The sequence below is a fragment of the Acidovorax sp. 106 genome (assembly GCF_003663825.1).
In the GTDB taxonomy this organism is placed as follows: Bacteria; Pseudomonadota; Gammaproteobacteria; order Burkholderiales; family Burkholderiaceae_C; genus Acidovorax.
Genome location: NZ_RCCC01000001.1, coordinates 2,003,106 through 2,016,905, shown reverse-complemented (window position 1 = coordinate 2,016,905; position 13,800 = coordinate 2,003,106). Strand labels below are relative to the sequence as shown.

Annotated in this window: 13 protein-coding genes; 3 read left to right on the top strand and 10 right to left on the bottom strand. The window is 65.8% G+C overall.

Translation table 11 applies throughout. The features are described from left to right. Positions 1-69: 69 nt before the first annotated feature. The 3 genes from C8C98_RS08940 to alr form a co-directional block, all read right to left on the bottom strand. Positions 70-822: a hypothetical protein gene (locus C8C98_RS08940; protein WP_121453984.1), complete on the bottom strand. Its 753-nt coding sequence runs from the start codon at positions 820-822 to the stop codon at positions 70-72. A 182-nt stretch (positions 823-1,004) separates the two neighbouring features. Beyond that, on the bottom strand, positions 1,005-2,729 hold the full coding sequence (locus C8C98_RS22175) for a methyl-accepting chemotaxis protein (RefSeq protein ID WP_121453983.1): 1,725 nt from the start codon (positions 2,727-2,729) through the stop codon (positions 1,005-1,007). Between the two features lie 190 nt (positions 2,730-2,919). Then, on the bottom strand, positions 2,920-4,026 hold the full coding sequence (alr, locus tag C8C98_RS08930) for an alanine racemase (RefSeq protein ID WP_121453982.1): 1,107 nt from the start codon (positions 4,024-4,026) through the stop codon (positions 2,920-2,922). A gap of 136 nt (positions 4,027-4,162) precedes the next feature. Here alr and lplT point away from each other — a divergent pair, with 136 nt between their 5' ends. The 3 genes from lplT to C8C98_RS08915 all read left to right on the top strand — a co-directional run bounded on the left by lplT (position 4,163) and on the right by C8C98_RS08915 (position 7,084). Beyond that, positions 4,163-5,467 carry a lysophospholipid transporter LplT gene (gene lplT, locus C8C98_RS08925; RefSeq protein WP_121453981.1) on the top strand — a complete coding sequence of 435 codons (1,305 nt, stop codon included), beginning with the start codon at positions 4,163-4,165 and terminating at the stop codon, positions 5,465-5,467. Between the two features lie 140 nt (positions 5,468-5,607). Next, a complete protein-coding gene (locus C8C98_RS08920) occupies positions 5,608-6,492 on the top strand; it encodes a DMT family transporter (RefSeq protein ID WP_121453980.1) in 885 nt (294 codons plus the stop codon). A 103-nt stretch (positions 6,493-6,595) separates the two neighbouring features. Continuing rightward, positions 6,596-7,084: a glutathione peroxidase gene (locus C8C98_RS08915; RefSeq protein WP_121453979.1), complete on the top strand. Its 489-nt coding sequence runs from the start codon at positions 6,596-6,598 to the stop codon at positions 7,082-7,084. Positions 7,085-7,099: 15 nt separating this feature from the next. Here the strand turns inward: C8C98_RS08915 and C8C98_RS08910 are convergent, their stop codons facing one another. The 7 genes from C8C98_RS08910 to glcE form a co-directional block, all read right to left on the bottom strand. Further along, positions 7,100-7,813, bottom strand: a complete 714-nt coding sequence (locus tag C8C98_RS08910) for a YafY family protein (protein ID WP_121453978.1) — start codon at positions 7,811-7,813, stop codon at positions 7,100-7,102. A gap of 71 nt (positions 7,814-7,884) precedes the next feature. Then, a complete protein-coding gene (locus tag C8C98_RS08905) occupies positions 7,885-8,280 on the bottom strand; it encodes a DUF3592 domain-containing protein (RefSeq protein ID WP_158236356.1) in 396 nt (131 codons plus the stop codon). Positions 8,281-8,639: 359 nt separating this feature from the next. Further along, the gene (locus tag C8C98_RS08900; protein ID WP_121453976.1) at positions 8,640-9,140 is read right to left on the bottom strand and encodes a GyrI-like domain-containing protein; all 501 of its coding nucleotides are present in this window, start codon (positions 9,138-9,140) and stop codon (positions 8,640-8,642) included. A 158-nt stretch (positions 9,141-9,298) separates the two neighbouring features. Continuing rightward, positions 9,299-10,216 carry a ProQ/FINO family protein gene (locus tag C8C98_RS08895; RefSeq protein WP_121453975.1) on the bottom strand — a complete coding sequence of 306 codons (918 nt, stop codon included), beginning with the start codon at positions 10,214-10,216 and terminating at the stop codon, positions 9,299-9,301. A gap of 242 nt (positions 10,217-10,458) precedes the next feature. Beyond that, positions 10,459-11,730 carry a glycolate oxidase subunit GlcF gene (gene glcF / locus C8C98_RS08890; RefSeq protein ID WP_121453974.1) on the bottom strand — a complete coding sequence of 424 codons (1,272 nt, stop codon included), beginning with the start codon at positions 11,728-11,730 and terminating at the stop codon, positions 10,459-10,461. A gap of 75 nt (positions 11,731-11,805) precedes the next feature. Next, positions 11,806-12,633, bottom strand: coding sequence for a YoaK family protein (locus C8C98_RS08885; RefSeq protein ID WP_121453973.1), 828 nt, complete (start codon positions 12,631-12,633; stop codon positions 11,806-11,808). An 11-nt stretch (positions 12,634-12,644) separates the two neighbouring features. Then, positions 12,645-13,772, bottom strand: a complete 1,128-nt coding sequence (glcE, locus tag C8C98_RS08880; protein WP_199726575.1) for a glycolate oxidase subunit GlcE — start codon at positions 13,770-13,772, stop codon at positions 12,645-12,647. Positions 13,773-13,800: the final 28 nt, after the last annotated feature.

The window sequence follows — 13,800 nt, the reverse complement described above, 5'->3', positions numbered from 1 at the left end:
TATGGCTCTAGCGCTTGATGGATAAGCGCTAGCAGCTATATATTCAATAGCACACTACAAACTTCGCCATCACTTGCCCTGCAGCACCCGCAGCGCTTCGGGCAGCGAATCCACCTGGGGCATGAAATGGTCGATGGTGGCGCCCAGCAGCACAGCGCACAGCAGCGCGCCCAAGAGGGGCTTCCAGGTCAGGCGCACGGCGGCCGTGATCCAGCCTTCGCGCTCCACCCCAGTGGCCACGCGCACAGCGGCCACCGAGAAGGCCAGCTCCACAGCCACGGCCAGCAACACATCCCAGCTGAAGAACAGCATGGCCAGTGCACCGGCACCGGCCAGCACGGCGGCGCCAATCAGGAAGATGGCGACCACCGGGATAACCACCACCGCGCCTTCGTCGGCGCTGCCCAGCCCGTCCAGTGCACCACTGGCCAACTCGCCCAGGCTTTTGCCCGCGTCCGCACCATCGGCCACATCGCCCAAGCTGGGGACATCCGGCATGCGCGTGCCACCACTGCGCGGCACGGCACGGGCCAGATCGGCCACGTCCAGCGCCACATCCAGGGCATCCACCCCATCCACGTCAGCGCTCTCTTCCTCGTCGCCCAGCAACCGGGAGGCCCACCAGCGCAGCACCAGCAAATAGATGCCGTACCCCACCGTGAGCGTGATGGCGTAGCGCACCGAAAGCATGTGCACGCCCGCCAGCTTCTGCACCCATGCGGCCAGCAGCATGCCCAGCAGCGTCAGGCTGCCAATACACAGGCCATGCCAGCGCAGGCTGTGACGCTGCTGCAGATCATGGGCGACATCGCGCGCAGTCATGCGCACAGAGGTCCAGCGGCGGCGTGATGGCTTGGGAGGGGAAGAGGGATGAGACGCCATGACAACACGATGGTTTGCAAAATGGCCGCCATATTGCCCGAAGCACTGAACGGGCACCAGAAAAACAAAGGCCCGGCCATGCCGCCGGGCCTAGGGTGGCGGCTACGAAAGCACCACGGCGATCAGAAGCTTTCCCAGTCGCCTTTGTCCGCTGCGGGCTGGGCGGGCGCCTGCCCCATCTTGGGGCTGCTGGCCCTGGCCGCCAACTGGCGCGCAGGTGCAGCCTTGGCGGTGGCCTTGATGGCGGCCGGAACAGCCACAGCGCGTGGAGCAACGCTTTGCACGGCGGCTGCCTGATAGCTGCTGCCAGCCAGCTTGAACACCGCCACCGCCTGCTGCAGTTGCTGCGCCTGGGTGCTCAGGCTGTTGGCTGCGGCCGCGCTCTCTTCCACCAGCGCAGCGTTCTGCTGCGTGACCTGGTCCATCTGCGACACCGCCTCGCCCACCTGGGCCACGCCTTGGCTTTGCTCGTTGCTCGCGGCACTCACCTCCGCAATCAGGTCCGTGACGCGGCGAATGGCCAAGACCACCTCGGTCATGGTCGTGCCCGCCTGGTCCGCCAAGGTGGTTCCCCGCGCTACTTCGGTCACGCTGTTGTCGATCAGTATCTTGATGTCCTTGGCCGCACTGGCGCTGCGCTGGGCCAGGTTGCGGACCTCGCTGGCCACCACGGCAAAACCTCGGCCTTGCTCGCCCGCACGGGCGGCTTCCACAGCAGCGTTCAGCGCCAGGATGTTGGTTTGAAAGGCAATGCCGTCAATGACGCTGATGATGTCCGCGATCTTCTTGGAGCTTTCGTTGATGACCTTCATGGTGTTGACCACCTGGCCCACCACGTCGCCGCCCTGCACCGCCACGGTGGAGGCGTTCACGGCCAGCTGATTGGCTTGGCGGGCGCTGTCTGCGTTTTGCTTGACGGTGCTGGCCAGCTCTTCCATCGACGCTGCCGTTTCTTCCAGCGCACTGGCCTGCTGTTCGGTGCGGCTGGACAGGTCGCTGTTGCCTTGTGCAATCTCGGAGCTGGCCGTGGCAACGCCATCGGCCCCGCTGCGCACGGTGGCCACCACAGAGGCCAGGTTGCTTTGCATGGCCGCGAGCGCTTGCATCAGCTCGCCCACTTCATCCCGCCCTTGCACTGCAATGGGATAAGTCAGATCGCCCCGCGCCGCGGCATTGACGGCCTCTTGCGCTTGCTGCATGGAGCTGCGCACGCTGCTGATGATGGCCCAGCCGAGCGCCACGATCAATCCAATGCTCAGCACAATCGACGCGGTGGAAATCCATTGGAATGTATGGAAGCGCGAGACCTGCGCGTCGTACACGGCCTTGGCTTCATCCACCTGCAGTTGAAACAGAAGGTCTGCAAACTTCTGCATTTCCATCGACAACGGGCTGATCTGTTCCAAGTAGATTTTCTGCGCCGTGTCCCGATCACCTGACTTGAGGGCTGCCACTGCGGGGGTCAACCCCTGGCGAACATAGGCTGCGCGCTTTTCTGCATACCCATCGGCCAAACGCTTTTCCTCAGGGGTGAGCTGCGTGTTCATGTACGCGGCCCAGATCACCGACACTTTCTGCACGTTGGACTCCAGTTCGGCGCTGCGCCTCTGGACGTTGTCTGGCTCGGGATGCAACAGCATGTCCATGACCAGGATGCGATTGCGGGGCACCAAGTAACCCAGATCACCTAATTGTTCGAGAGGCAGCACACGGTCTTGATACACCGTGTTCATGGAGGCATTGGCCTTTTGCAGGGCAAATCGGCTCAGCCCTCCCAAAGCAATTAACAGCATTGCCACACATGCAATCAAGGCCATCAGCCGTGTCGATATCTTTATATTTCGCATCAAAAAATTAATCCCTGTGAATGAAGGGATTAATTTTAAAATGTAACCAAATTGTCACATTTCACAACACGCGATGCCCACCATCGCAGGACAAGAAGGCAGCAAAAAGCACCAAGATGACGACACTTGGTTGAGAGACATCATCACATCGGCCGCCTGCGTGCTGTAGGCGGCCTTTGCGCCATCCGCCTCAGTCCACCACCACCGGCACCCGCTGCGCCAGCGCGGTCAGCAACTCCCAACTCACGGTGCCTGCGGCGCGGGCCACTTCGTCGACGGGCAGCACCTCGCCATTGCTGGCGCGGCCCCACAGCGTGACTTCGCTGCCCAGGCCCACAGGCACACCGGCCTGCTGCAGGGGGGTCAGGTCCACGGTGACCATGTCCATGCTCACGCGGCCCACCAGGCGGGTGCGCACGCCGTTGACCAACACGGGCGTGCCGGTATCGCAGTGGCGGGGGTAGCCGTCGGCATAGCCGCAGGCGGCCACTCCGATGGTGAGCGGCCCCTCGGCCGTGAAGCGCGAGCCGTAGCCCACGGTGTCGCCCGCCTGCAGCTGCTGGGTGGCCAGCAGGCGGGTGGAAAGCGTCATGGTGGGCTGCAGGCCCCAGTGGGCAGAGGTGTGTTCAGGGTGGTCGGGCGCGCTGCCGTACACCACGATGCCCGCGCGCACCCAGTCGGCCCGCACCCCGGCATCGGTGGCATGGCGCAGGATGGCGGCGCTGTTGCTCAGGCTGCGCTCGCCGGGCAGGTCTTGCGTGGCGGTGTTGAAGGCGGCCATCTGGTGGGCGATGCCGCGCGGGCCGTCGGCGTCGCTGAAGTGGGTCATGTACGAGATTTCGTCCACCTGCGGCAGCGCGTTCAGCCGCGCCCAGGCTGCGCGGTAGCGGGCGGGCGTGAAGCCCAGGCGGTTCATGCCCGAGTTCATCTTAAGGAACACGCGGTGCGGCACCTGCGTCTTGTGGGCGGCCAGCCAGTCGATCTGCTCGTCGCAGTGCACGGCGTGCCACAGGCCCAGGCGCGAGCAGATCTCCAGGTCGCGCGGCTCGAACACGCCTTCGAGCAGCAGGATGGGGCCACGCCAGCCCAGGGCGCGCACGCGCTCGGCCTCGGACAGGTCCAGCAGGGCAAAGCCATCGGCGCCACGCAGGCCCTCAAACACGCGCTCAATGCCGTGACCGTAGGCGTTGGCCTTGACCACGGCCCAGACATTGGCGTCTGGCACGGCCTGGCGCACGCGCTGGAGGTTGTGTTGCAAAGCGGCGGTGTGGACGTGGGCTTGTATGGGGCGTGGCATGGGGTTAAACCGGGTGATCAGCCTCGGATTCTGGCACCGCCACCGTTTACCCGCGTGATATAACCGCCGGTCACTTGCCACGGTTTTCCACATTTAACAGGGCATCAGCCCAGCTGATACCCGCACAAGCCCATCGATGAAGCGCGGTTTCTACACGATCATGTCGGCGCAGTTTTTCAGCTCGCTGGCCGACAACGCTCTCTTCGTGGCCGCCGTGGAGCTGCTGCGCACCGATGGCGCCCCCGAGTGGCAACGCGCCGCGCTGGTGCCGATGTTTGCGCTGTTTTATGTGGTGCTGGCACCGTTTGTGGGCGCCTTTGCCGACGCGCTGCCCAAAGGCCGGGTCATGTTCATCAGCAATGCCATCAAGGTGGTGGGCTGCCTGATGATGCTGTTTGGCTCGCACCCGCTCATGGCCTATGCCGTGGTGGGGCTGGGGGCGGCGGCCTACTCGCCCGCCAAGTACGGCATCCTGACCGAGCTGTTGCCCGCGTCGCAATTGGTCAAAGCCAACGGCTGGATCGAGGGGCTGACGATTGCATCGATCATTCTGGGCGTGCTGCTGGGCGGGCAACTGGTGGGGCAGCACCTGTCGGTGATGCTGCTCAGCATCGACATCCCTTTCATCAATACGGGGGTGGACACCCCTGCCGAGTCGGCCATTGCAACGCTGATCCTGGTTTACGTGGTAGCGGCCTGGTTCAACACCCGCATCCCGCACACCGGGGTGGAAATGCGCCCCCTGCGCACCGACCCCTCGCGCAACGTGCTGGCCAACGCGCTGGCGCTGCTACCCGACTTCTGGGCCTGCAACAGCCGCCTGTGGCGCGACAAGCTGGGGCAGATTTCGCTGTCCACCACCACCCTCTTCTGGGGCGCTGGCGGCAACCTCAAGTTCATCGTGCTGGCCTGGGCCGCTGTGGCGCTGGGCTACAACACCACGCAGGCCTCGGCCCTGACCGGGGTGGTGGCCATCGGCACGGCCGTGGGCGCGGTGGTGGCGTCCATGCGCATGCGGCTGGATGCTGCGACCAAGGTGATCCCGCTGGGCATTGCCATGGGGCTGCTGCTCATCCTCATGGTGTTCATCAACAACATCTGGCTGGCCATTCCGTTCCTGATTTTGCTGGGCGGCCTGGGCGGCTACCTTGTGGTGCCCATGAACGCTCTGCTGCAGCACCGGGGCCACAACCTGATGGGCGCCGGGCGCTCGATTGCCGTGCAGAACTTCAACGAGCAGGCCTGCATCCTGGGCCTGGGCGCGTTCTACAGCCTGTCGCTCAAGCTGGGGCTGTCGGTGTTTGGTGCCATCACGGCGTTTGGCCTGGTGGTGGCGGGCACCATGTGGCTGATTCGCCGCTGGCACATCAGCAACTGCACCCGCCACCGTGAAGAGGTGGAGCACCTGCTGCACATTGCACGGCAAGACCACCACCACTGAGCCCCTGTTCCAAGCCACCCATGGTCGCACAGGCGCGGTGGGTGATGCTCCGGGGACCTGCGCCACGCTGCCCAAGCCCTCAATCACTCCTTTTTTGATAGCTGCTAGCGCTTATTGAACAAGCGCTAGAACCCGATTTAATGCCTAGTTTTTTGCCTGTACTGGCGCTGGTGTTCAACGCCTTTGTCTGGGGCGTTTCGTGGTGGCCGTTTCGGCAACTGCACGGCGCCGGGTTGCACCCCTTGTGGGCCACGGCGCTGATGTACGCATTGGCCGTGGGGGGCCTGCTGCTGGTGCGCCCCGGCCTGCTCACGCGCACCTTGCAGCACCCGGCCCTGTGGCTCTTGGCGCTGTCGTCAGGCCTGACCAATGTGGCCTTCAACTGGGCCGTGACGGTGGGTGACGTGGTGCGGGTGGTGCTGCTGTTTTATCTGATGCCCGCCTGGTCGGTGCTGCTGGCCTGGCGCGTGCTGGGCGAGCGCCCCACGCGCATGGCCGTGGTGCGGCTGGTACTTGCGTTTGCGGGCGTGGCCCTGGTGCTGGTGCCTGCAGATGCCTCGATCGAGCGCCTGGTGGGCCACCTGTCGGGGGCCGACCTGCTGGCGCTGGCTGGGGGCTTTTGCTTTGCATTGACCAATGTCACGCTGCGCCGCCTGCACCAGTTGCCCAGCGAATGCCGGATGCTGGCCATGTTTGGCGGCGGCGCCCTCATGGCCACGGCCAGCGCCTGCGCGGGCTTGCTGGCGGGCTTTGTCACCCCCGTGCCAGCGCTGGCCACGGGCTGGGTGACGGTGGCATTGGTGCTGGCTGCGGCCTTTTTGCTGAGCAACTACGCGCTGCAGTTTGGCGCCACGCGGCTGGCGGCGGGCACCACGGCGCTCATCATGCTGTCGGAGGTGGTGTTTGCCAGCGTGTCGTCGGTGCTGCTGACGGACACCGCGCTGGACACGCGCACCGTGCTGGGCGGTGCCATGATCGTGTCGGCCGCGTTGCTGGCCACCGTGCCGTGGAGGCAAAAGCGCTGACGAACAGGCGCAGACAAAAATGGACTGACAGACCCGCGCCGCCGCACACGCAGCTACCATGGGCGCGGTCACCCCCATCACCCCACCGAAGGAGCCCCTACCTATGCCCCCAGACATCTACACCTTCGACGCCCAGGATATTCGCGGCCAGCGCGTGGCGCTGGAACAGTTCAGGGGCCAGGTGCTGCTCATCGTCAACACGGCCAGCGCCTGTGGTTTCACGCCGCAGTTTGCGGGCTTGCAGGCACTGCACCAGCAGTACGCGGGCCAGGGGCTGGTGGTGCTGGGGTTTCCCTGCAACCAGTTTGGCAAGCAAGACCCCGGCAGCAACGAAGAGATTGCAGGCTTTTGCCAGCTGAACTACGGCGTGGACTTTCCCATGATGGCCAAGATCGACGTGAACGGCGAACAAGCCGCGCCGCTGTACCGCTGGCTGACCGAGCAGGCGCCCGGCATTCTGGGCACCAAAGCCATCAAGTGGAACTTCACCAAATTCCTCGTGGGCAAAGACGGGCAGGTAGTGCGCCGCTATGCCCCGCAGGACGCGCCCGCCAAGCTGGCGCAAGACATCGAGGCGGCGCTGCGCGCCTAAAGCCCCGCCACATCATCACTGCTGCGGCGCCTCGGCGGCCCAGCAGGCGCGCTCTTCCTCCACCTGGCGCAGCAGGTCGGCCAGCGTTCTGCCAGGCTCTTGCCGAAAGCGCTCGGGCAGCACCTTGAAGGCCGCAATGCGGTCAATGCGAAAGCCCCGAAAGTCACTGCGCAGCTCGCACCAGGCCGACAAGGTCCACACCTTGCCCCAGTAAAAGCAGCCCAGCGGCCGCAGCCTGCGCAGGCTGGGGCGGCCCTGCACATCGGCGTAGTCGATCTCCACCACGTGGCAGCTTTGCACCGCCTCGCGCAAGGCTTGCAGTGTGGCTTGTGCGCGGGCATCGAGCCCCACCATGGGTGCGTACAGCGCCTGGGCCTCGGCCGCAAGCCGGGCCGCCGGGGGCAGCACCGACAAGATCTTGCCCAGCGCCCCCTCCACCTCGCGCGCAAGGCCTGGGTCCAGCCACACTTGCGCCAGGCGGGCGGCCGCCACCAGCGCATTGGCCTCGCCCTGGCTGAACATGAGCGGGGGCAGCTCAAACCCCGCCCCCAGGCGGTACCCCACACCGGCCTCGCCCTCAATGGGCACGCCCTGGTGCTGCAGGTCGGCCACGTCGCGGTAAATCGTGCGCTGCGACACTTCCAGCCGCTCCGCCAGGAATGCCGCCGTCGATAGCCGCCGCCCCCGGATGAGCTGCACGATCTGGAACAGGCGGTCAGCGCGGCGCATAGAGCCTCCGCGCATTCACTGCCTCAGCACAACGGTAGTGGCCAGCCAGAGGCAAGCCGCCGTTTGGCCGGTCAGAGCAGCAGCAACCCGCCCACGGCAATGGCCACGCCCAACAACATGGGCCACCAAGCGGGGTCGTCCTTTTCAAAGACGAACTCGTAGGGGTTGCGCTCATCGTAGAACACCTTGACCGGTTTGCCCGCCTGGAAGTCGTCCAGCGCCTCCTTGGGGAAAGAGCTGGATTTGTGGATCTTCTGCCCCGATGCCGTCGTGAAATCGAACTCTGCCGTGTAGGTGGTCGAGCCCTTGCGCGACCGCTCGGTGTATTTGCTGATCGGCTCGACCACCGCCGCTACGCCCCGCTTGTGCAAGGACTTGTTTTTGGAATAGTCCTGGTAGCCAAAAATCAGAAATGCCGCTCCGATCCCGACGCAGGCAATCTTCTTGAAGCCGCTGCTCAATTCCATGTTTTTCCCTCTCTCTTGTTGTGGCAGACCGCCATGGAGGGGCATGGGTGGCACAAGCGCAGCGCGGATGGCAGCGGCCCACCACGGCCCAGCCAGCGGTCGGCCGCCATTGTCCACGCATGGCATAGGGGTACAACGGTGACAGCACCGCAAGAGCCACCTTAGAAAAGGCATAGCCTTGAGTGTTCCGCATGGCGATTACGCTCTTTCCCATTAGCTTTTCAGCTATATTTTTCATAGCAAAAACACACATTGATAGCCGCAACAACGCCTGGCCTGCAGTTGTAACGAATGTTGTCTGACAACAAGCCCCTGGGAACACATCCAACGCTCCCAGGGGGCGAAAGGCACGAAAGCGCTTAACGGGGAACGGCCCCGGACTCATAAACCCCAATGTGAATGGCTACCTGATACGGGCCGCTGTAGGCCTCGAAGTCGGTACCAAAGCGGCGTTGTACCTGGGGGTTGGCTGCAAAGTAGTGCCATACCGCCGTCCAGGCGTCGATCACCAACTGGGGCATGTGGCCATCGGATTCGAACACCAGGTAGGTGCCAGCCTCGATGTCCACCGCGCTCGCGCCGGGCATGGCTTGGTGGTCAGCGGGGGCAGCAACCCCTGCCAGCACGTCAAATTCACCGTGCTGGTCTGAGGCGTAGTGGCTGTACACCCCGAACACGCGGCCATCGTCGCCTGGAGGGGGCAGCTTGTGCTCCCAGCTTTCGCTGAAAAAGCGATCCCACAGCGCGCCGATGCGCGCGGTGGCGGGGTCGGCTTCGGCCGGGTTGGAGGTACGGGTGCGAATGCCCACCGCGCGGAATGCAGGCACAGACACCGCCCAAGGCGTGATGGCACACAACATGCAAACTCCTGTATGTTTAAACAGGGTTTGGATACTGCCTTGGGGCTACTGACACCGTTATGTCAGCAGGGTGGCAGGCGCCCCCGGCCTGCCGTGCTGAGCCCTGACACGCCCCGGCGCGGGCCAGGGTCGGTGCATCAGGTCAATCAATCAATCAGTCAGTCGGCAGCGCCGCCGTCTGCCTGCGGGGCCACCTTGGCCGCCGCCAGCTTGCGGGCGCGCTCCAGCTGCTGGCCGGTGCTGCGCGGGTCCATGCCGTACATGTCGGCAAACTGCTCCAGCGTGCTGCCGCTGGCCTCAAAGGCGCGCAGCAGGGCTTCGGCCTTGGCGTTGCGGGCGGCCCATTCGGCAAAGGCTTCTTCGAGGATGGCATTGGCAGCATCGTCGCGGCCCACCACCAGCTCGGTGTAGGCCTCGCGGGTCAGGCCCGAAGCCTCGAACGCGGCGATCATGCGGTTGCGCAGCTTGGGCAGCAGGTCTTCGGTGGGGCGGCCCTTTTGGTTCTTGCGGCGGCGGTACACCTCCAGCAGGGCGTGGTGCACATGCTCGGGCGCCATGGCTTCCACGGGCTGGCCTTGCAGGTCGTGGCGCTGCTCGCCAGCGGCCACGGTTTGCAGGTAGCGGGTCGAGCGGGTGTGGATGCCCAGGGCCACCTTGAGCGCTTCGCGCTCGAACGCATCGGGGTGGGCCGCCAGCAGGTCTTGGAAGATGCCGCGCTTGAGGGGGCGGAACACCGCGCCAAACAGGTGCGGGTACAGGCCAGCCAACTGCTCCAGCGCAGGGTGCACGCGCTGCGGGGCAGGCACCTGGGCCGCAGCGGGCGCACCGTCGGGCTTGCGGCCCGCACGGTCCTTGCCGCCACGGCGACCCCGGTTGCCACGATCGCGCGTGGCACGCGCTGCGTTGTCGGCTTGGCCAGGGTGGTCGGCAGTAGGGGCCAATGCGGCCCCTTCTGGGGTCGTTGCAACGGAGGGCTCGGCAGTCGCAGCTGCGCCTGCACTGGCTGCCCCAGCATGGGCTGCCCCAGCATCAGCGGGCAGGTGGGCGGCAACGACTTCAGGCACGGATTCGGTCATGGCGGTCAATGTCCTCGGGGGACGAGGGGAACAACAAACCCTCCATCATGCCACTGATGGACTCCAGAGCCTGCTTGAAGGGCCTGTCTGAAGGGGCTGTTGTGCGGCTTTTCGGGCGACAACGGCAGGGCTGTGGGGGAGTGCCAGCCGCCAGAGGCTGGCGGAATTTGCGGCTCCGGCGGCGAGATGCGCTCGGCCAGTTGCCGTCGTTCGCGATCCCGCTCGCGCACGCCCTGCCACCGCTATGTGGTGGGGCGTGCGACCAGCGCCTCATCCAGCACCTCCACCCAGTGCCGCACAGGCGTTCCGGTACCGCTTTGCAGGTGGGTGATGCAGCCAATGTTGGCCGACAGGATCACATCGGGCGGCTGCTCGCCAAAGGCTTCGGCCAGCACGCCCAGTTTGCGGTCGCGCAGCTGGTGCGACAGGTCCGGCTGCAGCACCGAGTACGTACCCGCCGAGCCGCAGCACAGGTGCGCCTCGTTGCGCGCCGTGCGCAGTTTGAAGCCCAGCTGGTTCAGGTGCGCTTCCACCCCGCCGCGCAGTTTTTGGCCGTGCTGCAGGGTGCAGGGTGGGTGGTAGGCGTACAGGGTGTCGGGTTGGCGCGTGGCGTCCACGCGGCCCTGCAGCTTGGCGGCCAGCTCGGGCAGCATGGCGGGCAGCAGTTCCGACAAATCGCGCGTGAGGGCGCTGATGCGCTGGGCCTTGGCTGCGTATTGCGCATCGTCCTTCAAGGTGTGGGCGTATTCCTTCACCGTCACGCCGCAGCCCGAGGCGTTCATCACGATGGACTCCACCCCGCCCTGCTCCACGAGCGGCCACCAGGCGTCGATGTTGGCGCGCATCTGGACCTTGCCGCCTTCCTGGTCGTTGAGGTGGAACTTGACCGCGCCGCAGCACCCGGCCTGGGCCACCACCACGGTTTGCACGCCCACAGCATCGAGCACGCGGGCGGTGGCGGTGTTGATGTTCGGCATCATGCTGGGCTGCACGCAGCCCGCCAGCAGGATCACCTTGCGGGCGTGCTCGCGCGTGGGCCAGGCACCGGCGCTGCGCGGCGTGGTCACCTTTTCCTTGAGCACCGTGGGCAGGACACCGCGCAGGGCCTGTCCCACCTTCATGGCTGGGGCGAACAGGGGCGATGGCAGCCCCTCCTTCAGCGCCCAGCGCAGGGCCTTTTCACCCACGGGGCGGGGCACTTTTTCGTCCACGATCTTGCGGCCAATGTCCACCAGGTGGCCATATTGCACGCCGCTGGGGCAGGTGCTTTCGCAGTTGCGGCAGGTCAGGCAGCGGTCCAGGTGGCGCTGTGTGGCGCGGGTCGGTTCAGCGCCTTCGAGCACCTGCTTGATAAGGTAGATGCGGCCACGCGGGCCATCCAGCTCGTCGCCCAGCAGCTGGTACGTGGGGCAGGTGGCGGTGCAAAAGCCGCAGTGCACGCATTTGCGCAAAATGGCTTCGGCCTCCAAGCCATCAGCGCGGGCGGCGTATTCAGGGGCGAGTTGGGTCTGCATAGTGCATGCCTGGGGTAAAAATCAAAAAAGGGGTGGCGTTGGCACGCGCTTTTCTCGCGGTGTTATCGCGTTGTGTTATCGGGTTTCGTGCGGGTCCGGCTGGGGGCCAGATGGGGCCGGGGGCGGCACAGCCCTGGGGCTGGCGCGCAACCCTTTGAGCAGCTGCCGTAGGCGCACACGGTCGGCCCACAGCGGCGGCAGTGACAGCGTGAGCAACACCAGCGCCAGCGGCACCACAAAGATGAAGCCCACATGCTTGAACCCGGCCGCCCCCACCAACCCACCGACGAGGAACAAGCCCATCAGCCCCGCCAGCAGCCACAGCCGCTCGCGGTTGGCGTGCACATGGCGATCGGGCGTGGTGCCACTGCGGTTCCAGTACAGCATCTTGCCCATCTCGATGCCCAGGTCGGTCACCACGCCCGTCATGTGGGTGGTGCGGATCTGGGCCGACGACATCTTGGTGACCACCGCGTTCTGCAGCCCCATCAGGTAGGCCAGCAGCAGCACCGTGAGCGGCACCGAAAACGGCGTGCGCCAACCCAAGGTGATGGCGCCCATGAGGCCAAACAGCAGCAACAGCAGGGCTTCGAGCAGCAGCGGCAGCGCATAGGTGCCGCGCAGGCGGTGGTGGCGCGCCCAGTTGACCAGGATGGCCGTGCTGCCAGCGCCGGACATGAACGCCCACAGCGCGCCCACAGCGCCCAGCACCAGCTTCATGTTGCCCAGCACCAGGTTGTCGGCCAGCGACGAGAGAAAGCCCGTCATGTGCGAGGTATACATGTGCACCACCAGAAAGCCCCCCGCATTCACCGCCCCGGCGTTGAACGCCAGCAGCAGGCCCAACACCCGATTGGTGGTGACGGTGCGGTGGTGGCCCGTGAGGTGGCGCAGGCGGCGCATGGGCGGCGGCCTTACCAGTCGGCGGCCATGCGGCCGGGGTTGAAGATGCCTGCGGGGTCGAACGCCTGCTTGAGCCGAGCATGGATCTGCGCCAGCGCGGCAGACTTCGGATCAAATTGGCCGCTAGCGCTCAAGGGATGAGCGCTAGCAGCTACAAATAAAGTAGCACTTCCACCCATCGCTTGGGCCGCCGCGCGCAGGGCATCGCCCGCATTGGCCGGGGCCTGCACCCAGCGCAGCGCGCCGTGCCATTCGACCAATGGCTGGGCAGCAGCGGGCAGGGTCAGCACCGGTGCCGTGGCAGGCAGCGACAAGCGCCACAACGCCAGGCCAGGCTGCTGGGCGCGTGCAGCAAACCAGGGCAGGGTGTGATTGCGGCAGGCGACCCAATCTGGCGCCGTGGTGGCGTTGTCCAGCCGCGTGCCGCCCATGGCTTTGCACGCGGCCTCTACGGCCGCCACAGCGCCACACAGGCGCACATACAGGGTGCCCAAGCCCGCGTCTGCGTTCTGCACCCAGCAGCTGGCGTTCAGCGGCAGGGGCTGGCCGCCCCAGGCGTGCAGCTTGCGCAGCGCATCGGCCTGGTTGCATTCAAAGCGCAGCGTGGCCTCGGCCGGGGCCACAGGCAGCACCTTGAGGCTGACCTCCGTCAGCAGCCCCAGCGTGCCCCAGGCCCCCGCCATCAGGCGCGAGACGTCGTACCCGGCCACGTTCTTCATCACCTGCCCGCCAAAGGTAAGTGACTCGGCCCGCCCGTTGATAAGACCCACGCCCAGCACATAGTCGCGCACCGCGCCCACGCTGGCCCGTGCGGGCCCTGACAGGCCCGCAGCCACCATGCCGCCTACGGTGGCGCCAGGGGCAAAGTGCGGGGGTTCAAAGGGCAGGCATTGGCCTTTGTCGGCCAGCGCAGCCTCCAGCTCGGCCAGGGGCGTGCCCGCACGGGCCGTCACCACCAGCTCGCTCGGCTCGTAGCTGGTGATGCCCCTGAGGGTGCGGGTATCGAGCACCTCGCCATGCAGCGCCCGGCCATGAAAATCTTTGGTGCCCCCACCCCGGATGCGCAAGGGGGTGTGGTCTGCGGCAGCGGCGCGCACGCGCTCGGCAATCTGGGCAAGGGCTTGGTCCATGGCCTGCATCGTAGCGGGTGCGGCTTGGCACGGGCGC

What these genes read in the sequence shown, in the direction of transcription:
- C8C98_RS08940 (WP_121453984.1), bottom strand. Translation starts at nt 822, where the DNA reads ATGACTGCGCGCGATGTCGCCCATGATCTGCAGCAGCGTCACAGCCTG.
- C8C98_RS22175 (WP_121453983.1), bottom strand. Translation starts at nt 2,729, where the DNA reads ATGCGAAATATAAAGATATCGACACGGCTGATGGCCTTGATTGCATGT.
- alr (WP_121453982.1), bottom strand. Translation starts at nt 4,026, where the DNA reads ATGCCACGCCCCATACAAGCCCACGTCCACACCGCCGCTTTGCAACAC.
- lplT (WP_121453981.1), top strand. Translation starts at nt 4,163, where the DNA reads ATGAAGCGCGGTTTCTACACGATCATGTCGGCGCAGTTTTTCAGCTCG.
- C8C98_RS08920 (WP_121453980.1), top strand. Translation starts at nt 5,608, where the DNA reads ATGCCTAGTTTTTTGCCTGTACTGGCGCTGGTGTTCAACGCCTTTGTC.
- C8C98_RS08915 (WP_121453979.1), top strand. Translation starts at nt 6,596, where the DNA reads ATGCCCCCAGACATCTACACCTTCGACGCCCAGGATATTCGCGGCCAG.
- C8C98_RS08910 (WP_121453978.1), bottom strand. Translation starts at nt 7,813, where the DNA reads ATGCGCCGCGCTGACCGCCTGTTCCAGATCGTGCAGCTCATCCGGGGG.
- C8C98_RS08905 (WP_158236356.1), bottom strand. Translation starts at nt 8,280, where the DNA reads ATGGAATTGAGCAGCGGCTTCAAGAAGATTGCCTGCGTCGGGATCGGA.
- C8C98_RS08900 (WP_121453976.1), bottom strand. Translation starts at nt 9,140, where the DNA reads ATGTTGTGTGCCATCACGCCTTGGGCGGTGTCTGTGCCTGCATTCCGC.
- C8C98_RS08895 (WP_121453975.1), bottom strand. Translation starts at nt 10,216, where the DNA reads ATGACCGAATCCGTGCCTGAAGTCGTTGCCGCCCACCTGCCCGCTGAT.
- glcF (WP_121453974.1), bottom strand. Translation starts at nt 11,730, where the DNA reads ATGCAGACCCAACTCGCCCCTGAATACGCCGCCCGCGCTGATGGCTTG.
- C8C98_RS08885 (WP_121453973.1), bottom strand. Translation starts at nt 12,633, where the DNA reads ATGCGCCGCCTGCGCCACCTCACGGGCCACCACCGCACCGTCACCACC.
- glcE (WP_199726575.1), bottom strand. Translation starts at nt 13,772, where the DNA reads ATGCAGGCCATGGACCAAGCCCTTGCCCAGATTGCCGAGCGCGTGCGC.